This window comes from Methylocaldum gracile (assembly GCF_053646815.1).
The window spans coordinates 2,501,440-2,519,430 of the sequence record NZ_CM132196.1; the positions used below are offsets into that span (position 1 = coordinate 2,501,440).

19 protein-coding genes are annotated in these 17,991 nt (G+C 62.1%); 18 read left to right on the top strand and 1 reads right to left on the bottom strand.

What is annotated here, in order from left to right:
- Nucleotides 1–6 precede the first annotated feature (6 nt).
- The 14 genes from cybH (at nucleotide 7) to hypE (ending at nucleotide 12,424) form a co-directional block, all read left to right on the top strand.
- Entirely contained in the window at nucleotides 7–693 is a 687-nt protein-coding gene (gene cybH / locus ACWJJK_RS11015; RefSeq protein ID WP_077732680.1) for a Ni/Fe-hydrogenase, b-type cytochrome subunit, read from the top strand.
- Nucleotides 690–1,292: a HyaD/HybD family hydrogenase maturation endopeptidase gene (locus tag ACWJJK_RS11020; protein ID WP_454129003.1), complete on the top strand. Its 603-nt coding sequence runs from the start codon at nucleotides 690–692 to the stop codon at nucleotides 1,290–1,292. Before cybH ends, ACWJJK_RS11020 begins: the two co-directional genes overlap by 4 nt.
- A gap of 1 nt (nucleotide 1,293) precedes the next feature.
- Nucleotides 1,294–1,596, top strand: a complete 303-nt coding sequence (locus tag ACWJJK_RS11025; protein WP_077732678.1) for a HypC/HybG/HupF family hydrogenase formation chaperone — start codon at nucleotides 1,294–1,296, stop codon at nucleotides 1,594–1,596.
- Entirely contained in the window at nucleotides 1,593–1,964 is a 372-nt protein-coding gene (locus tag ACWJJK_RS11030; RefSeq protein WP_454129004.1) for a hypothetical protein, read from the top strand. Before ACWJJK_RS11025 ends, ACWJJK_RS11030 begins: the two co-directional genes overlap by 4 nt.
- Nucleotides 1,964–2,812, top strand: coding sequence for a hydrogenase expression/formation protein (locus tag ACWJJK_RS11035; RefSeq protein ID WP_454129005.1), 849 nt, complete (start codon nucleotides 1,964–1,966; stop codon nucleotides 2,810–2,812). Before ACWJJK_RS11030 ends, ACWJJK_RS11035 begins: the two co-directional genes overlap by 1 nt.
- A 2-nt stretch (nucleotides 2,813–2,814) precedes the next feature.
- On the top strand, nucleotides 2,815–2,991 hold the full coding sequence (locus ACWJJK_RS11040; RefSeq protein ID WP_454129006.1) for a rubredoxin: 177 nt from the start codon (nucleotides 2,815–2,817) through the stop codon (nucleotides 2,989–2,991).
- Nucleotides 2,992–3,185: 194 nt separating this feature from the next.
- The gene (locus ACWJJK_RS11045) at nucleotides 3,186–4,373 is read left to right on the top strand and encodes a nickel-dependent hydrogenase large subunit (RefSeq protein ID WP_156880873.1); all 1,188 of its coding nucleotides are present in this window, start codon (nucleotides 3,186–3,188) and stop codon (nucleotides 4,371–4,373) included.
- Between the two features lie 422 nt (nucleotides 4,374–4,795).
- Nucleotides 4,796–5,848 (top strand): HAF repeat-containing protein, encoded by a 1,053-nt coding sequence (locus tag ACWJJK_RS11050; RefSeq protein ID WP_156880872.1) that lies wholly within the window; start codon nucleotides 4,796–4,798, stop codon nucleotides 5,846–5,848.
- A gap of 685 nt (nucleotides 5,849–6,533) precedes the next feature.
- Nucleotides 6,534–6,875: a hydrogenase maturation nickel metallochaperone HypA gene (hypA, locus tag ACWJJK_RS11055; RefSeq protein WP_086133398.1), complete on the top strand. Its 342-nt coding sequence runs from the start codon at nucleotides 6,534–6,536 to the stop codon at nucleotides 6,873–6,875.
- A gap of 2 nt (nucleotides 6,876–6,877) precedes the next feature.
- Nucleotides 6,878–7,750, top strand: a complete 873-nt coding sequence (gene hypB / locus ACWJJK_RS11060) for a hydrogenase nickel incorporation protein HypB (protein WP_156880871.1) — start codon at nucleotides 6,878–6,880, stop codon at nucleotides 7,748–7,750.
- Nucleotides 7,747–10,053, top strand: coding sequence for a carbamoyltransferase HypF (gene hypF, locus ACWJJK_RS11065; RefSeq protein ID WP_454129007.1), 2,307 nt, complete (start codon nucleotides 7,747–7,749; stop codon nucleotides 10,051–10,053). The genes hypB and hypF overlap by 4 nt, the downstream gene beginning before the upstream one ends.
- Entirely contained in the window at nucleotides 10,044–10,292 is a 249-nt protein-coding gene (locus ACWJJK_RS11070; RefSeq protein ID WP_077732254.1) for a HypC/HybG/HupF family hydrogenase formation chaperone, read from the top strand. Before hypF ends, ACWJJK_RS11070 begins: the two co-directional genes overlap by 10 nt.
- Nucleotides 10,279–11,370: a hydrogenase formation protein HypD gene (gene hypD / locus ACWJJK_RS11075; RefSeq protein ID WP_454129008.1), complete on the top strand. Its 1,092-nt coding sequence runs from the start codon at nucleotides 10,279–10,281 to the stop codon at nucleotides 11,368–11,370. Before ACWJJK_RS11070 ends, hypD begins: the two co-directional genes overlap by 14 nt.
- A 4-nt stretch (nucleotides 11,371–11,374) precedes the next feature.
- Entirely contained in the window at nucleotides 11,375–12,424 is a 1,050-nt protein-coding gene (gene hypE / locus ACWJJK_RS11080; RefSeq protein WP_245245583.1) for a hydrogenase expression/formation protein HypE, read from the top strand.
- A gap of 166 nt (nucleotides 12,425–12,590) precedes the next feature.
- Here the strand turns inward: hypE and ACWJJK_RS11085 are convergent, their stop codons facing one another.
- Nucleotides 12,591–13,256 carry a class I SAM-dependent methyltransferase gene (locus ACWJJK_RS11085; RefSeq protein WP_210023969.1) on the bottom strand — a complete coding sequence of 222 codons (666 nt, stop codon included), beginning with the start codon at nucleotides 13,254–13,256 and terminating at the stop codon, nucleotides 12,591–12,593.
- 207 nt (nucleotides 13,257–13,463) lie between these two features.
- On the opposite strand from ACWJJK_RS11085, the gene ACWJJK_RS11090 reads away from it, so the two are divergent.
- The 4 genes from ACWJJK_RS11090 to oadA all read left to right on the top strand — a co-directional run bounded on the left by ACWJJK_RS11090 (nucleotide 13,464) and on the right by oadA (nucleotide 17,991).
- A complete protein-coding gene (locus ACWJJK_RS11090) occupies nucleotides 13,464–14,510 on the top strand; it encodes a VIT1/CCC1 transporter family protein (RefSeq protein WP_210023968.1) in 1,047 nt (348 codons plus the stop codon).
- A gap of 213 nt (nucleotides 14,511–14,723) precedes the next feature.
- Nucleotides 14,724–15,581 (top strand): DUF2231 domain-containing protein, encoded by an 858-nt coding sequence (locus tag ACWJJK_RS11095; protein ID WP_210023967.1) that lies wholly within the window; start codon nucleotides 14,724–14,726, stop codon nucleotides 15,579–15,581.
- 337 nt (nucleotides 15,582–15,918) lie between these two features.
- On the top strand, nucleotides 15,919–16,167 hold the full coding sequence (locus ACWJJK_RS11100) for an OadG family protein (protein ID WP_077732259.1): 249 nt from the start codon (nucleotides 15,919–15,921) through the stop codon (nucleotides 16,165–16,167).
- Between the two features lie 30 nt (nucleotides 16,168–16,197).
- Nucleotides 16,198–17,991, top strand: a complete 1,794-nt coding sequence (gene oadA, locus ACWJJK_RS11105) for a sodium-extruding oxaloacetate decarboxylase subunit alpha (protein WP_210023966.1) — start codon at nucleotides 16,198–16,200, stop codon at nucleotides 17,989–17,991.

Here is a 17,991-nt window from a genome sequence, read left to right on the forward strand (position 1 = left end):
GCTACCATGTCCGCTATCGATTCGGTGCAGAACCCGGTTTATGTCTACGAACGGCCGGTGCGCCTGTGGCACTGGGTAAACGCGCTGGCCCTGGTGGTGCTCGCCGTTACCGGTTACTTGATCGCTTCGCCCTTGGTCGCTCCGGATGGCGAAGCCAGCGAGCACTATCTGATGGGCTATGTGCGCTTCGTGCATTTCGCGGCCGGTTACGTACTGGCGGTCGGTTTCATCGGCCGCGTCTACTGGGCGCTGGTCGGCAACCAGTATGCGCGCGAGCTGTTCGTGCCGGCGATACACCGCGCCGAATGGTGGGACGGCCTCTGGCACGAAATCAAATGGTATCTGTTTCTGGTGCCGGAACCGCGCAAGCACGCGGGCCACAATCCTCTCGCCAACATGGCCATGTTCGTGTTCTACGTGCTGGGCGCGTTGTTCATGATTGTGACCGGTTTCGCGCTGTACGGCGAAGGCTTGGGGCAGGGGAGCTGGGCCAGCCGCTGGTTCGGCTGGGTGATTCCGCTGTTCGGCCAGAGCCAGGACGTTCATACCTGGCATCATGTGGGCATGTGGTATCTGGTCGTGTTCGCCTTGATCCACGTCTATGTCGTCATCCGCGAACAACGGCTGTCGCGGCAATCCATGACCGGCACGATGATCGACGGCTGGCGCAATTTCCGGGATGATAGGCCATGAACCGGATTCTGATTCTCGGCATCGGCAATGTACTGTGGGCCGACGAGGGATTCGGGGTGCGTGTCGTGCAGGCGCTGCAACGAAACTACGACTTTCCCGAATCGGTGCGGCTGATGGACGGCGGCACCCAGGGATTGGCCTTGCTGCCCTACGTGCAGGAAGCCGATACGCTGATCATCGCCGATGCCGTGGATTTCAAATGCGATCCGGGGACGCTGGTGGAATTGCGCGATGCAGAGGTGCCGGCTTATTTGGGAGCAAAGAAGATGAGCCTGCATCAGGTCTCCTTTCAGGAGGTGCTGGCCTTGGGCGAACTGCTCGGCCATACGCCGCGGCATTTGTACCTCGTCGGCGTTCAGCCTTGCGTGTTGGAGGATTACGGCGGCAGTCTCAGCGAGCCGGTCAAGGCCATACTGGAACCGGCGATGGCCCGCATCCTCCAGTATCTGGCCGAACTCGACATCGTTGTCGAGAAGCGGACGCAGGCGGGGCCGGATTCCGATCCCTTAGGCATGGCGGCCTACGAGGCTCGGCGTCCATCGGCAGGGGAGGCCTGTCGAGTCGGAGATGAACGCTTTCTGGCACTGCGGAGCGACTGAGATGTGCATAGGCGTTCCGATGCAAGTCGTTCGAGCGGAACCGTTTCAGGCGTGGTGCAAGGGCGCCGACGGTGAGGGAATGGTCGACATGCGTCTGGTTGGATCGCAGCCGGAGGGTACCTGGGTATTGACGTTTCTTGGCGCGGCCCGAGAGGTTCTCGAGCCCGAGCGCGCCGCGCAAATTCAGGCCGCGTTGGCGGGACTCCGCGACGCCATGGCCGGCCATTATGACCCGGCCGCGGCCTTCGCCGACCTGGTGGATCGGGAGCCTCAGCTACCCGACTTCTTGCGGGAGCCGACATGACCCTGGCGGAAATGTTCGATCGGCTTTCGGGCAGCCCGGCCATTAACTTGGTGGATAGAGAGGGCCTGGCCGAGTTCGCCGCGGCGCATCCGCAATGCCTGGTCGGTTTTTTCAACGACCCCAAAGCCCATCCGGAGAACGCCGATCTCGCCGTTGTTCTTCCGGAACTGCTGCGCGCGTATCCGTCGCTGCGAGCGGCGGTCTTGAAACCAGAGGCCGTCGTATCCGTGGCCCGGGACTACGGCGTTGCGGTCTATCCCGCGCTGGTATTCTTGAACGACGGCCAGACATCCAAGATCATGGCACGCATACAAGCCTGGACCGATTATCACAGTCAGATCCAGCAATGGCTGGACGGGGAGGGTTAATGACCATGCTCGAACAGCACAGCCCGGTGGCCACCGAGAACGCCGCGCCGGTCACGCCTTTTGACGATCCCGAATGCGGCTATCTCGCGATGCCGCAAGGCATGCACAGCTTTTCGATGCCGCTGCCGGGGGAGATTCCCGCCTGCCAGGCCGGCATCGCCGTCGTGCGCCGATTGGCCGAGTGCTTGTCCGCCGAGTTGAACGGTATCGATTCGGACCGCATCCATCTCGATTCGTACGACGAAGAAACCCGCCGTTTTCTCGACCAGGTGTTGGGCGACGGGGAGGTCAGCGCCTTGATCGATGCTGACGATGTGCGCTGGGCGATACGCGAGTCGGTGTTCATCGGGGTTTGGCGGCTGCGCGAATTCCGCGCCGGAGGAACCGTTCGGGACTATCTCGAAGTCGGCTCGGTTCCGTCGGTGTTGCGGCATGCCGGAACGTACACGGCCGGCGTCGAACGGCCGCGGTCTTTCCCGGACGGCCTCATGAACGCGCCTTCGCTATTGACGGAGCTGTTCGCCAAATCGGTCGCCTTCCAGGAAGGACAAAGCGAGGTCATAAATCTGTCGCTGCTGCCGATGACCGAAAACGACCTGGCTTATCTGGTCGAAGTGCTGGGACTGGCCGGCGTGTCCATATTGTCCAAGGGTTACGGCGACTGCCGCATCCGTCTGACGGGCTTGCCCAATGTGTGGTGGGTCCAGTATTTCAATGCCAGCGACCAAATGATCCTGAATACCGTGGAAATCACCCCGATTCCGCAAGCGGCGCAGGCTACCCAGGAGGATTTCGAGGATTCGCTGCAGCGGATCGAGGAACTGCTCGCGATGCTGAAGGAAAGCTGATCGTGGCCGATGCAACGCGCTTCGAATGCCGCGTCTGCTGGCACGTCTACGATCCGGAGGAGGGCGATGTGCAGGCGCAGATTCCGCCCGGCACCGCCTTTTCCGACCTGCCGGAAAACTGGTGCTGTCCCCGTTGCGACGGGGCGAAATCGGGCTTTCTGCCGTGCTCGGAGGGTTAGCGGATTTTACCGTGCGGCGCCGGGATTCTCGTAGGTCGGCAATCCTTTGCCGACGAATACCCGCTTGCCGACCTGCTGCGTCCGGAAAGGATTCCCGACCTACGACTGTTCGGGAGATCAGCGCTGATACGGTCGTTTTTATTGATAGCCGAACCGTCGCGCGGTCGTGATTCACCGTTGCTCTAGGGTGGCCGTTGAGCACTAACATCGGCACCGCGGAACTGCTGATTCGCTGCGGCATTTCCTCCGAAACGATCGTGTCCGTGAGCATCACGCCGAGGCCGCTCCTTCCGGTCGAGCGCCTGGCGCTGGGCAAACCGCCGGAAGCGGTGCCCACGCTCTTCGGGCGGCTGTTTTCCCTCTGCCCGAAGGCGCACGCCAAGGCCGCGGCTAGGGCGCTGGAAGATGCGCTGGATATTTCCGTATCGCCGAATCTGGAGCGGCTTAGGGACTTGCAGACCACGGTGGAGCGGGTTCGCGAACTGAGTCTGAATCTGCTGTTGGCGTCCGACGGACGAATTTCCCCTTGGCCGCCCCGTTTGATCACCCTGTGTCGGCGTTTGATCGCGGCACTCGGAGGCGATGTCGTGCACTGGCCGGCAGCGCCTTTCGAACCGAATGCCGCTGAATTACGTGTCGGGGCGACCGAGCTCGAGGCTCTAGTGAGTCATTTGCTGGGCGGTCTGTGGCATACGCCGCAGCCAGACCTGAAAGCGGTCCGGCATTGGCTGGAGCACGATACATGCGCGGCAGTGGCGTGGATGCGACCCGCATTACAGCCCGGCTGGCCCGATTTCGGCCGCTGTTCCGTGAAAGGGCTTCCGATGTTCACCGACGCGATGCTGGAAGCAGCGTTGGGGCCGGGAGTGGCGCGCGTGAATTCCGACTCCCCCGAATGGACCGGCGAGCCGCGCGAGACCGGCTGCCTGGTCCGCCAAAGTTCCGATCGGCTGGTACGGGAAGCCTCCTCGGTTTACGGGAACGGCTTGTTCACCCGCATGCTCGCGAGGATCGTCGAACTGAAATGCCTGGCGAGGACGCTGATCCGGGATATCGAACATCTCGGTCCGATCGGCTCCGACCCGTCGCCGCTACGTAGCCACGGCACGGGCGTGGCGCAGACGGAAGCGGCACGCGGCCGGCTGATGCACCGCGTCGAGGTAGCCGGCGGTCTCGTCCGCGGCTATCGCATCCTGGCGCCCACCGAGTGGAATTTTCATCCGCGCGGCCTGGTGTATCGGGCGCTACTGGGCACGACGGTCGGCGATGCGGATTCGGCCGGGGCTCGGATCGATGCTTTTCTGCATGTCGTCGATCCTTGCGTCGATTATCGATTGATTCTGGAACGGGCCGAGCACCCCGCGCCGCCCGCGGAGGGATGACCGTATCCGCACGAAGGAAACCTTGAACCTGAGCGTGTCGATCGCGCCTTTCGACGTTGTTCGGGCTCGGTCCTTCAGCCGGTCGAGACCAGCGTCCGGCCTGCTCGCCCCGAACAACTCGGATCAACGGCCGTTCGTCCCATGTCGGCTGAAGGACTCGAGAGGGAATGGAGCGACTGATGTGGCATTGCGGGCATTTCGGAGATTCAATTGCGGTTTTTGGGTTGAACGGTACGGATCTTGCCATTACAGTTTCGGCCAGCCATGTCAGGGTGCTGTCGCGGGCGTTGCGTAACCTCGGCGACGGTTTCGGGATTACAGCGGGGCGCTCTCGTCCACGCCGCTAAGCAACATGACCCGCAATTCTTCGGCGTCCTTCCGCCGCTCTCGCGGCATCTCAGCAATAAGGAGTATTTGCAATCATGGAAGCACAAAAACACGCGATCGGAAATGGCCGGTCCTGGTCCGGAAAGCCGTCCCTCCAGGCGTTGACCGTTCTAGCCGCGATGGGGCTCGCTTCAAACGCTCACGCGGCAGTTCGCTACTCGATTACCGATCTCGGCACCCTTGACGTTGTCACCGGCATCAACAATGTCGGACAAGTCGTGGGCTACTCCTATACGCCCAGCGGCAGCGCCCGCGCTTTCGTAATGGTAGATGGCGTGATGACCGATCTCGGCACGCTCGGCGGGGATAATAGCTATGCCTTTGGCATCAACGATGCCGGACAGGTGGTGGGAAGGTCCAGTACTGCCAGCGGCGAGGACCATGCTTTCGTAATGGTAGATGGCGTGATGACCGATCTCGGTACGCTCGGCGGGCGCGACAGCCGCGCCAACGCCATCAACGATGCCGGACAAGTGGTGGGATGGTCCAGTACTGCCAGCGGCGGGATACGTCCTTTCGTCGCGGAGAACGGCGTGATGACCGATCTCGGTACGCTCGGCGGGCGCACCGGCGGCGCCGCCGCCATCAACGAGGCCGGACAGGTGGTGGGAGCCTCCTATACTGCCGGCAGCGTGTTCGAACATGCTTTCGTCACGGTGGATGGCGTGATGACCGATCTCGGCACGCTCGGCGGGTCCGACAGTTGGGCCTTGGGTATCAACAATGCCGGACAAGTGGTGGGAGAGTCCTATACTACGCGCAGCGGCGACTACCATGCTTTCGTCACGGTGAACGGGGTGATGACCGATCTCGGCACGCTCGGCGGGGACGACAGCCGTGCCCTGGACATCAACGACGCCGGACAGGTGGTGGGAGACTCCAGGACTGCCAGCGGCAAGTGGCATGCTTTCGTTACGATAGACGGCGTCATGACCGATCTCAACGCGCTGCTCGATCCGGCGGACGCCGCTGTTTGGACGCTTACCTCTGCAATCGCGATCAACGATGCCGGCCAAATCGCGGCCCAGGCCGAGATCAACGGCCAACACCGCGCCGTGCTGCTCACCCGAGTGCCTCGCCGCTTTTAAGGAAACCTTATGCGACTCCGGGTTAATGAAAGGAGGCGATTGTGGCGACGTGTAAGTGTTCGGCGGCCCGCGTTCGATCCAATCGCAAACGTCACTTTAGTCGCGACCTTCATGCGTCCGCCACGCCTACGTACGCCGCTTCGCTCAGCACTCCGGCAGGGCTCCCGCAAATGACTTGACGCCGTGTCGGTTACGCTTCCCGTGCGCCTTCCCGGTGCCAATCCCCGCCGCGATATTGATGGGCAGCGCCCAGCTGGGTTGGGTCGGTCTGAGCCGGGGGAAGGATTCGGATTTGGCCCGCAGCTGATTGATGCGTTATTCCATTCGGCATTCGAGTGAACATTAATCGTAGGGTGGGTTAGCGCAGCGTAACCCACCGATTCGAGGTCGCTCGGTGGGTTACGGCCTCGCGGCCTAACCCACCCTACAAAAATTAATGCCTTATTGAAAGCGATTTGGAATTAATCCGTCGTCAACGCACCGCCTAGGGAAGGGCGGCGTCAATCTGGACATATGTCCCCTGCTCGATAAGACGGGCGAACTCCGGAAAAAAAGACGAGCAACCTCTGTCTCAAGCGATGGCCGCTGTCAAAGCGGCCGTGTGCGAGTAGAATTCTTTCCCCATGGGTCGAGGTTTTTCAGGGCTTCGTTTTTTGCTTCATCAGGTTATTGTTTTCTATTCGCTATGCATGAACTCTCCCTCTGCCAAGGCATCGTCGATATCCTGGAGACCGAAGCGGGCAAGCAGCACTTTGCGCGGGTGCGCAAGGTCAGATTGTTGGTCGGTCCTCTCGCGGGGGTCGATCGTGCAGCCTTGGGCTTCGGCTTCGAAGCGGTGAGCCTGGATACGATCGCCGAAGGAGCGGAACTGGAATTCATCGATACGCCGGGCCTGGCCTGGTGTTTTGCTTGCGATCGTACGGTGGAAATCGCGCAATATTACGACCCGTGTCCCGCATGCGGCGGGCATCGCCTGAAAGTGACCGGGGGCGAGGAATTCAGAATTCTCGATTTGGAGGTGGAATAAGCATGTGTACCGTTTGCGGCTGCGGCGAAGCCGATCAGCACCATCACGCTCACGCCCACGATTCGGAGCATGAGCATACCCACGATCACGGCCATGACCATGGTCATCACCATCATCACCACGGCCAAGGCGCTGCCGGACTGAGTATCGACGGTCTGAGCCAGGAGCGCATCGTTCGCATCGAACAGGACATTCTCGGCCGCAACGACGCCCATGCCCGAGGCAACCGGCAATTTTTCGAAGGCCACGGCATTCTCACCGTGAACCTGCTTTCGAGCCCCGGGTCCGGCAAGACCACGCTGCTCGAGCGCAGCGTCGCGGATCTTAAGGAGCGGTTCGACGTCAGCGTGATCGAAGGCGACCAGCAGACCGAGAACGATGCGGAGCGCATACGCGCCACCGGCGTTCCGGTGTTGCAGATCAACACCGGCAAGGGCTGTCATCTGGACGCTCACATGGTCGGCCATGGCGTGCAAGATCTCAAGCCCGCCGATTACGGCATCCTGTTCATCGAGAATGTCGGCAACCTGGTCTGTCCGGCCATGTTCGATCTGGGCGAGGCGGCCCGCGTGGTCATCCTCTCGGTCACCGAGGGCGAGGACAAGCCGCTGAAATACCCGGATATGTTCCATCGCGCCGATCTGGTCCTGATCAACAAGATCGATCTGTTGCCCTATCTGCGTTTCGACATCGAGCGCTGCCTCGGCTATTTGCAGCAGGTCAATCCGGACGTGGAAACGATCCGTGTTTCGGCCACTACGGGGGAAGGGATGGACCAGTGGTACGGATGGCTGGAACGACGCCGCAAGGCGCTGTTGGCCGAACGACTGGCGGGACTGGAGCGTCAGGCCGCGGCGATTCGGGCGCGGATTTGAGCGTTGCCGCCGAGGCCGGACGGCAGCGCCGGCGGCTGACGCTGAGCGGTCTGGTGCAGGGCGTGGGTATGCGGCCTTTCGTGTACCGCCTGGCGCGGGAACTGGACTTGGCCGGCCGGGTATCCAACGGCCCGGAAGGGGTCATCATCGAGGCGGAAGGCGACGCGCCGGCTTTGGCGGCATTCGAAATCCGTCTGAAGCGCGAATGCCCGCCGCAGGCCGACATCGTCGATTGCAGCGTAGAAAGCGTTCCCGCCGTCGGCGAGCGAAATTTCCGGGTCGCGGCGAGCCGTGCGGATGGCGCAGTCGCTCCGTTCGCTCTGCCGGATCTGGCCCCATGCCCGGACTGTCTTCGGGAACTGTTCGATCCCGGCGACCGCCGATTCCGTTATCCCTTCGTCAGCTGCACCCACTGCGGCCCCCGCTACAGCATCCTGGACGCCTTGCCGTTCGACCGGGAGCGTACCGCCATGGCGGGCTTTCCGCTCTGCGCCGAGTGCATCGAGGAATACCGCGATCCTTCGGACCGGCGTTTTCATGCCCAGACCACCTGCTGTCCAAACTGCGGCCCGACTTTGGCTCTATGGGACGCCGCTGGGCGTACGCTAGCGCATGGCGACGACGCGTTGGTGCAAGCCGTCGACTGCTTGCGGCAGGGACAGGTGCTGGCGCTTAAGGGCGTGGGCGGATTTCAATTGTTGGTCGATGCGGCGGATGAAAAAGCGGTGCAGCGTCTGCGCGAGCGCAAACACCGGCCCCACAAGCCGTTGGCGCTGATGGTGGCGGACCTCGCGGCGGCACGCGAGCTTTGCGATGTGACCGATCACGAAGCGCGGTTGCTGATTTCGCCCGCAGCGCCCATCGTGCTGCTAAAACGGCGTGGCGTGTCTTCGGCAATTGCCTCCGACGTGGCACCTGGCCAGAATCGCTTAGGGCTAATGCTGCCGGCCTCGCCCTTGCACCATCTGTTGGCGCGGTATTTCGGCGCGCCGCTCGTCTGTACCAGCGGCAACCGGGGTAACGAACCAATCTGCATTTCGCCCGAGGAGGCCCAGCAGCGCCTCGCCGGCATCGCCGACGGTTTCCTGGTGCACGACAGGCCGATACGGCAGCCTTTGGACGATTCCGTGCTTCGCATCGCCGACGGCAAAGTCCTGATGTTGCGGCGCGCCCGCGGCTATGTGCCGCGCCCGGTGACCCTGGATGCGGATACGCCGCCGATCCTGGCCGCCGGAGGGCATCTCAAGAACACGGTTGCCTATGCGGACGGAAGGCGCGTGATCTTGAGCCAGCACCTCGGCGATCTCGATACGGCGGAGTCACTGGATCGCCATCGCGCCACCGCCGAGTTGCTTCCGTGCCTGTTCGGCCACCCGCCTCGGTCGGTCGTGTGCGATCTGCACCCCGATTACGCCGCCGGCCGCTGGGCCGAAACCGCCGGGCTGCCGCTGCGGCGCGTGCCTCACCATCTTGCCCATGCGCTGGCCTGCATGGCCGAGCACGGTTTGAAGCCGCCGGTTTTGGCCGTGACCTGGGACGGATTGGGACTGGGCGAAGACGGCACGCTGTGGGGCGGGGAATTCCTGCGCATCGCCCCGGACGGTCATCGCCGCATCGCCGGCCTGCTGCCGCTGTGCCTTCCCGGCGGCGAACGCGCGATCAAGGACCCGCGGCGATCGGCCCTAAGCGTGTTGTACGCCCTGCACGGCGAGCAAACGCCGGACTACTTGCCGGCCACGCTGGAACCGCGGTTTAAACCGGCTGATCTGACTGCGTTATTGCGGCTGCTGCAGACCGGCACGCGGTCGCCCGGGTGCAGCAGCGCGGGGCGCTTGTTCGACGCGGCCGCGAGTCTTTTGGGACTGTGTCAGGGCGTCAGCTTCGAGGGGCAGGCGGCGATGGCGCTGGAGGCCTCTGCGGAGCAAAGCGGGGAGGGCGACGGGACGACTTATCCGATGCCCGTGATCGACGGCGAGCCGAAACGGCTGGACTGGCGTCCCTTGTTCCGGGCGCTGTTGGACGACCACGCGGCCGGCGTGCCGGCGGCCGTTCTCGCCTTTCGGTTTCACGCCAGCCTTGCGGCCGCCATTACCGACGTCGTACTTGCCGAACCGATTTCCACCGTCGCCCTGGCCGGCGGCTGTTTTCAGAACCGCCTGCTGCTGGAGCTGTGCGCAGAGCGGCTCCGCAATGCCGGCTTGCGGGTATACTGGCCGGAGCAGATACCCCCCAATGACGGCGGCCTGGCGCTGGGCCAGATCGCTGCCGCGACATTTTCCGAGGAGCTTCTCACATGTGTCTAGCCGTACCCGGTCAGATCCTCTCCATCGAACAGGCCGACGATCCCTTGCTGCGATCCGGTCGGGTCGATTTCGGCGGCGTGGTCAAGGTGGTGAACCTGGCCTATGTACCGGAAGCCGAAGTTGGCGACTATGTCATCGTTCACGCCGGTTTCGCGATTTCGCGCCTGGACGAGGCCGAAGCGCAGGCGGTGCTGAAGGAGATTGCCGCATTGGAGGGCATAACCGATGAAATATCTTGACGAATACCGCGACGCCGCGTCGGTCAAGGCCCTGGCCGACGCCATCGCACGCCGGCAGACCCAGCCCTTGACACTGATGGAAGTCTGCGGCGGGCAGACCCATTCCATCGTCAAGCACGGCCTGGACCGCTTGCTGCCGGCGTCGCTGAGCCTGATCCACGGCCCCGGCTGCCCGGTTTGCGTGACCCCGGAGGCGATCATCGATCAAGCGCTGGAGCTGGCGGCCCGCCCCGACGTCATCTTCTGTTCCTTCGGCGACATGCTGCGGGTGCCGGGCTCTCGTCATGATCTGTTGACGGTCAAGGCCCGCGGCGGCGACGTGCGCATGGTTTATTCGCCTCTGGATGCGCTGAATCTGGCCCGGGAGAATCCGGAACGCCAGGTGGTGTTTTTCGCCGTGGGTTTCGAAACCACCGCGCCGACGACCGCGATGGCCGTGCTGCAGGCGCAGCGCTTCGGTGTCCGGAACTTCTCGCTGCTGGTCGCCCATGTCCGGGTGCCGCCCGCGGTGGAAACCCTGCTATCGGCGCCGGACAACCGGGTCGACGGTCTGTTGGCGGCGGGTCATGTTTGCGCGGTGATGGGCTATACCGAATACGAGCCGATAGCCGCCCGTTTTCGCGCACCCATCGTGGTGACCGGGTTCGAGCCCCTGGACATCCTGCGCGGCGTCCTGAGCTGCGTGGAGCAATTGGAAGAGGGGCGCGCCGAGGTGGAAAACCGCTACGGACGCGCGGTGACTCGGGAGGGCAATCGGCCGGCACAAGCGCTGATGGAGCAGGTTTTCGAACCCGTCACACTGAGCTGGCGCGGCCTGGACGCCATCGCAGACAGCGGCCTGGGACTGCGTCCCGAGTTTGCCGATTTCGATGCGGTGCGCCGCTTCGAGCTGTCCGTTCCGAAGACTGCCAGCGCCGGTCCCTGCCGCAGCGGAGAGGTCTTGACCGGGCGGCTGAAACCCTTCGAGTGCCCAGCCTTCGGCACGACCTGCACCCCGGAACACCCCCTGGGTGCGACCATGGTTTCGTCGGAAGGCGCCTGCGCCGCTTATTACCGCTACCGCCGCGATGCCGCCTGAAGCCATGAGCGACGACACCCGATTGATTTGCCCGGCGCCCATAGGCCAGTACGCCCAGATCGTCATGGCCCATGGCGGAGGTGGGCGGCTGATGCAGCAATTGCTGGAGCGCCTGGTGCGCCCAGCCTTCGCCAACCCGCACCTGGACCAGCGCCACGACAGCGCGGTCTTGGACGTGGGCGGCAAGCGGCTGGCCTTCACCACCGACGGCTACGTGGTCAAGCCGCTGTTCTTCCCCGGCGGCGACATCGGCAAGCTGGCGGTGTGCGGCACCTTGAACGATCTCGCGATGAGCGGTGCGAAACCCTTGTTCCTGAGCGCCGCGCTGGTGATCGAGGAAGGTTTTCCGGTCGATGATCTGGCGCGCGTTTTGGCTAGCATGAACGCCGCGGCGCAAGGGGCGGGAACGGCGATCGTCACCGGCGACACCAAGGTGGTCGAAAACGGCAAGGGGGACGGGCTGTACATCGCGACCAGCGGCATCGGCCTGATCGAACATGACCTGCAAATAGCCCCCGCCGGCATTCGGGAAGGCGATGCGATCCTGCTGAGCGGCGACATCGGCCGCCATGGCGTCGCGATCATCGCCGAGCGGGAAGGGCTGGGCTTCGAAACCGCCGTCGAAAGCGATTGCGCGGACCTGTCCGGCCTCGTGATGCAATTGCTGGCGGCCGGCGTCGAGCTGCATTGCCTGCGCGATCTGACCCGCGGCGGGTTGGCGGCGGCGGTGCTGGAGCTAGCCAGGGATGCCGGGTTCGACATGGAGCTGAACGAGGACGCCATACCGGTCGCCACGCCGGTGCGGGGCGCCTGCGAAATCCTCGGTTTCGACCCGCTCTACGTGGCCAACGAAGGCCGCATGGTCCTTTTCGTTCCGGCGAGCGCCGTAGGCCGGGCGATGGATGTGCTGCACGCCCATCCTTTGGGGCGCGATGCGTCTCTCATCGGGCGGGTCGGCGCGGCGGGCGAAGGGCGAGTCGGCCTGCGCAACCCGTACGGCATCGTCCGCGTACTCGACCTTCCGAGCGGCGAACAACTGCCGAGGATCTGTTGAGTGCTCGCTAGTACTCAGTAACTAGCCCGGATGCAACGCAGTGAAATCCGGGAAGGTCGGAGCACCGATCATCCCGGATTCAGCAAGGCTTCATCCGGGCTACGCTGGCGGAAGTTAGGTCTCTCCTTCTTGCCCATCGCGCCAGGGTAGAGATGGCCAACCGCCATCAGCCCCAAGCGCGCCCTGAAAAAAGAGCCACGCATCCGACGACCTCGACGGAAACCTCGCGAAACCTTTGACCGAGCGCCGTCTTCAGTCCGTCCAGACTGTCGTGCTCGTTCGACATGATTCCCTTCTTGTTGTAGATGTCCATGAGGCGCTTCGCGAATCGACTTCGCGGAACGCCGCCCTGGAGCAGGGTCGAACCGAACAGGACCGCACCGGGATTCATCAGCGCCTTGAGGTGATCGAAAGCGACCGCCTTGGATTCGATGGGCCCCGGAAGGCAGTGGAGCAGGTAATTGATCCCGACCGAATCGAATTTCGGCTCGTCGATGGATATGGGTGCCAGGACGTTGCGGACATAGGTTTCCGGCTGATATCGGGCGATGCGCCGGGAGGCGAAATCCAGCGAGGTCTCGTTGAGGTCCATCAGTGCAACGCGCGGTACCAGCATCGGAAAGCGGCACTTATCCACAAAATAGCCGGTGCCGACGCCGACATCCAAATGATTCGCCGTGACGTGTTTGTTGTAATGCTCTACGAGTCGCTGAGTTGGGCACTTCCAAATCAGTCGGTTGGATAGCCCGAGCACGGCAAGGTCGTAGATTTTCAGGATAGGTCGGGTATAGACGGCCTGGCCGGCGTGAATCTGGTCTGCGGTAAAGCTCATTGCTCTTGTCTCCCTGTTGTGAATCCCGCACTCAAATCGGGACGATCGACCGGCTTGAGCTCGAGTGATGACTCGGCCTTCAAACGAAGATACATCCCGGATGTCTTCTCGTCCTCAGAGTCGGTATTATGCCCATGGAGGCTGTGCAACGAACAAGGTTTTACGCCGACGCCCGTCCCACACCGATATTCCCATCATTCCAGACCCATGTCCCTTCTCAACAGTTGGTTTCAGGAAAAGCAATCAGCCTGGTTGTATCGCGTGATCGCCGCCGCCGAGAACAATCGCCGGATGCGGCGTTTGTTTCGCAAGCTCGCCGAACAGGCCGACACTCAAGCCGCGCTTTGGGAGAGCCGTTTGAAGGCGGAAGGTTCCGCGTTACCGCCTTTCAAGCCGACGCCGCGGGCCCGATTGATCGGCCGCCTGGTTCGGGCGTTCGGCCCGAAGGCCCTGCGCCCGGTTCTGGCCAGCATGAAGATCCGGGGGCTTTCCGCCTATTCGGGCCAAGGGCTGGAGACACGCCATGCGATGCCCACCAGCGCCGAAGATGTAGGCCGGCGCCATAAAGGGGTGGCCGGCGGCAACCTGCGGGCGGCCGTATTCGGCGTCAACGACGGACTGTTGTCGAACACCAGCTTGATCTTGGGTATGGCCGGAGCGAGCACGGGGACCGGGGTGGTGGCGATGGCCGGCATCGCCGGTTTGTTGGCCGGCGCTTTGTCCATGGCGGCGGGGGAGTATGTGTCGATGCGCTCGCAGCGGGAGTTGTTCGAATACCAGATCGATCTCGAACGGGCGGAGTTCGCGATGTTCCCGGAAGAAGAAGTCGAGGAGCTGGCGGTCATTTATGCGGCCCGCGGCATGAGTTTGCAGCAGGCGCGCCGCGCGACCCGACAGATGATGAGCGACCCCGAAAACGCCCTGGATCTTCTGGCGCGCGAGGAACTGGGCGTCAATCCGGACGATTTGGGTTCGCCCTGGGGCGCCGCGTTGTTCTCTTTTCTGGCATTTTCAGGGGGCGCGAGCATCCCGCTCATCCCGTTTCTCCTGGGTTTCGACATGCATAGAGGCGTTCAGATCGCGGGTCTCTCAGCCGGAGCCAGTTTGTTTGCAATTGGGGCATGCTTGAGTCTCTTCACCGGCCGGAGTGCTCTGTTGGGCGGTCTGCGCATGGTGCTGATCGGCGGCATCGCCGGCATCGTGACGTATGCCATCGGTTCATTGATTGCCCCAGGTGCGCCGGGCCTGACCTGATGAGCGATCCAGCGCGACGTTATACCCGGTGTAGGCTTTTCAGATTCCATATCGAAAGGAGATCGCGGACGGAAAAACGAAGCGAAAGTGGGGTAGGTTTCGATTCCAGGCGTTCTCTGCGAAACTTGTTTTAAGAAAGGGCGACTAAGAAAACGTCTCCGACAGTTCGGCAACGACCCCATTTGACCTTCAACTCAGTATTCGGAAGCGATCATGTTCAATTTTCCAGGTCCGGATTTGATCGGACACTTCATATCCCCCGCCGTGCACGGAGCCGGCGACGGAAATGGCGGCGGATTCCTAATGGTTGTCGAGAGCGCGCTCGACACCGTGTCTCGGACGCTCGAGTCCGGATCTTCCGGCAATCCGTTTGCCGGCATCGAGGCGCTGGGAACCAATTGGCACCCGCTAATTGTCCACTTTCCGATCGCTTTTCTGACCGGTTTTTTTCTGCTCGAGCTCATAGGCGTGGTGCTGAGGCAACCGGGACTCCGAAACGCCGCAAGCTGGATGCTTTATTTGGGAACATTGGGAGCCATTGCGGCCGCCGTTGCCGGATTGATCGCGGAAGACACCGTTCCCCACGGCAGCGCCGTACACGACATCATGGAATGGCATGAAAGGCTGGGATTGACAGTGGCAGGTTTGTCATCGGCCCTGGCCATTTGGCGCCTCTTCAGTAGAGAACGATTTTCCGCCATGGCCCAGACTTTACACTTGTTCCTGGGAGCGATCGTCCTCGCCGGCATCGTTTTTGCCGCGGACTTGGGAGGATTGATGGTCTACCAGCACGGTGTCGGGGTAAAAAGCCTACAGGTCGCAGACGACCATCATCATCACGATGGCCACGAGCATCGCCCAGCCGGCTCGGACATGGCTTTGGATGCTCATCGCGAACCGGATTCCGAGGAGGCCGTGCATATCCATGACGAACCGCCCTCCGACGAAACTGCGCATGCCCATGACAAACCGGCCTCCGACGAAACTGCGCATACCCACGGCAAACCCGGTTCCGACAAGGCAGTTCATACCCACGGTAAACCGCATTCCGGCAAGGCTCTGGCGAAATAATCCAAACTGTCTAAACCGGAATTCCTGGCCGGAGGACGAGCGGGGCAGGGTACCAGGGTTCAAGCAACCTCTGCCGATAGCACTCGGTCGGCGCGACCGATAGGGCCATGGCCGAAATCCGTAGTTCTCGTAGCAATCGGAAAGCCGTCGGCGGCGGTTCTGCCGGCCCTACGGCGAATTAATCTCACCCGAGCCCGCCTCGCTCGCAAGGCCGAGTATCCCTGTGCAGTCAAGCGCTCCGGGACTCGGGAGTTGCTGCAATTCCGTGACAATCCCGTTCGACTTTCGCCGGTTTGCACATTATCATTCGTCCGTTTGCTCAAAGCTTTTGCGAGACATGGAATATTCAATAGCCGAATTGCTGCTTTCCGGTATCAAGCTCATGCTGATCGGCATGACGATCGTGTATCTCTTTTTAGCGTTGCTGGTCTGGGTAATCGGTATTACATCGAAATTGCTCAATCGCTACGTACCCGAACCGGAACACGCTCCAGGCGCTTCTGTCCAGGCCCCGGATGTCGAGTCGGATCAATCCGAAATCGTAGCCGCCATAACGGCGGCCATTCACCGGTACCAGAATCAATAACATACAGAGAAGAACTTAGGAGTTTGTTCCATGGCTAACCCCTTAGGCATAACCGACGTCGTTCTGCGCGACGCGCATCAGTCCCTGTTGGCTACCCGTTTGCGGCTCGAGGACATGCTGCCGATTTGCGACAAGTTGGATCAAGTCGGTTTCTGGTCGCTCGAAAGCTGGGGGGGAGCGACCTTCGACGCCTGCATTCGTTATTTGGGCGAAGACCCGTGGGAGCGTTTGCGCGCGCTCAAAAAGGCGCTGCCTCGTACCCGACTGCAAATGCTGCTGCGCGGGCAGAACCTGCTCGGCTATCGTCATTACGCCGACGACGTGGTGGACAAGTTCGTCGAGCGGGCGGCGGAAAACGGCGTGGACGTGTTCCGCATCTTCGACGCGTTGAACGACCTGCGCAATTTCGAAAGAGCCATCAAAGCGACGATCAATGCGGGCAAGCACGCCCAGGGCACCATCTCTTACACCGTGAGCCCGGTGCACACCATCCCGATGTGGGTCGATTTGGCGAAACGCCTGGAGGACATGGGTGCGCACTCCATCTGCATCAAGGACATGGCCGGACTCTTGAAGCCTTATGTAGCCGAGGAACTGATCAAGAAGCTGAAAAAGGCCGTCAAGGTTCCGATTCACATGCAGTGTCATGCGACGACCGGGCTCAGCACCGCTGCCATCGTCAAGGCGGTGGAAGCCGGCATCGATAATGTTGACACCGCGATCTCGTCGATGAGCATGACCTACGGCCACAGCCCCACCGAAGCCATCGTGGCGACCTATCAGGGGCATAAGCGGGACACCGGTCTGGATCTGCGCCTTCTTGAAGAGATTGCCGCTTATTTCCGCGAGGTCCGGAAGAAATACGCCAAGTTCGAGGGCAGCCTGAAAGGCGTCGACAGCCGCATCCTGGTGGCGCAAGTTCCCGGCGGCATGTTGACCAACATGGAAAGCCAGTTGAAAGAGCAGGGGGCTTTGGACCGATTCGACGAGGTGCTGGAAGAGATTCCACGGGTTCGCGAAGATTTGGGCTTCATTCCGCTGGTTACGCCGACCTCGCAGATCGTCGGAACCCAGGCCGTGATCAATGTGCTGTCGGGCGAGCGCTACAAAACGATTGCCAAGGAAACCGCCGGCGTGCTCAGGGGCGAATACGGGGCGACGCCCGCTCCGGTAAATAGAGAGTTACAACAGCGGGTGCTCGAAGGTTCCGAGCCGATCACTTGCCGGCCGGCGGACCTGCTGGAGCCCGAAATGGACAAGCTGACGGCGGAACTCAGGAAAATGGCTGCCGAGCACAAGGTCAAGCTGGCGGAAAACGAAGTGGACGACGTGCTGACTTACGCGCTGTTTCCCCAGATCGGTTGGCGCTTCCTTCAGAACCGCGGCAATCCTTCGGCTTTCGAGCCGGCGCCGGGAACAGAAGAGACTCCGAAGTCCGAAGCTCCGAGAGCCGAAGTTACGCAGGCGGCGGCATTCTCGGACGGGGCCAAGGCCTATACCGTCACGGTCAACGGCAGGGTTTATCACGTCGAGGTCGCTCCGGGAGGCGCCATCACGTCGGTGCAACCTGTCGCGGGGTCGGCTGTGCAGCCCGCCGTTCGCATCGGTACGGGGGAAGCGGTGAAGGCACCTATGGCCGGGCATATTCTTCGGATCAACGTCAAGGAAGGCCAGACCGTTACGGAAAGCGAGGTCGTGGTGGTGATGGAAGCCATGAAGATGGAAACCGAGGTTCGCACGCGTGTAGGCGGAACGGTGGGCCACATCGCGGTCAAGGTCGGCGATACCGTCGCGGCCAACGATGTCTTGCTGACCCTGGGATGA

Excerpts from the sequence above, each read along its gene's own strand:
- cybH (WP_077732680.1), top strand. The coding sequence starts at position 7 with ATGTCCGCTATCGATTCGGTGCAGAACCCGGTTTATGTCTACGAACGG.
- ACWJJK_RS11020 (WP_454129003.1), top strand. The coding sequence starts at position 690 with ATGAACCGGATTCTGATTCTCGGCATCGGCAATGTACTGTGGGCCGAC.
- ACWJJK_RS11025 (WP_077732678.1), top strand. The coding sequence starts at position 1,294 with ATGTGCATAGGCGTTCCGATGCAAGTCGTTCGAGCGGAACCGTTTCAG.
- ACWJJK_RS11030 (WP_454129004.1), top strand. The coding sequence starts at position 1,593 with ATGACCCTGGCGGAAATGTTCGATCGGCTTTCGGGCAGCCCGGCCATT.
- ACWJJK_RS11035 (WP_454129005.1), top strand. The coding sequence starts at position 1,964 with ATGACCATGCTCGAACAGCACAGCCCGGTGGCCACCGAGAACGCCGCG.
- ACWJJK_RS11050 (WP_156880872.1), top strand. The coding sequence starts at position 4,796 with ATGGAAGCACAAAAACACGCGATCGGAAATGGCCGGTCCTGGTCCGGA.
- hypA (WP_086133398.1), top strand. The coding sequence starts at position 6,534 with ATGCATGAACTCTCCCTCTGCCAAGGCATCGTCGATATCCTGGAGACC.
- hypB (WP_156880871.1), top strand. The coding sequence starts at position 6,878 with ATGTGTACCGTTTGCGGCTGCGGCGAAGCCGATCAGCACCATCACGCT.
- ACWJJK_RS11070 (WP_077732254.1), top strand. The coding sequence starts at position 10,044 with ATGTGTCTAGCCGTACCCGGTCAGATCCTCTCCATCGAACAGGCCGAC.
- hypD (WP_454129008.1), top strand. The coding sequence starts at position 10,279 with ATGAAATATCTTGACGAATACCGCGACGCCGCGTCGGTCAAGGCCCTG.
- hypE (WP_245245583.1), top strand. The coding sequence starts at position 11,375 with ATGAGCGACGACACCCGATTGATTTGCCCGGCGCCCATAGGCCAGTAC.
- ACWJJK_RS11085 (WP_210023969.1), bottom strand. The coding sequence starts at position 13,256 with ATGAGCTTTACCGCAGACCAGATTCACGCCGGCCAGGCCGTCTATACC.
- ACWJJK_RS11090 (WP_210023968.1), top strand. The coding sequence starts at position 13,464 with ATGTCCCTTCTCAACAGTTGGTTTCAGGAAAAGCAATCAGCCTGGTTG.
- ACWJJK_RS11095 (WP_210023967.1), top strand. The coding sequence starts at position 14,724 with ATGTTCAATTTTCCAGGTCCGGATTTGATCGGACACTTCATATCCCCC.
- ACWJJK_RS11100 (WP_077732259.1), top strand. The coding sequence starts at position 15,919 with ATGGAATATTCAATAGCCGAATTGCTGCTTTCCGGTATCAAGCTCATG.
- oadA (WP_210023966.1), top strand. The coding sequence starts at position 16,198 with ATGGCTAACCCCTTAGGCATAACCGACGTCGTTCTGCGCGACGCGCAT.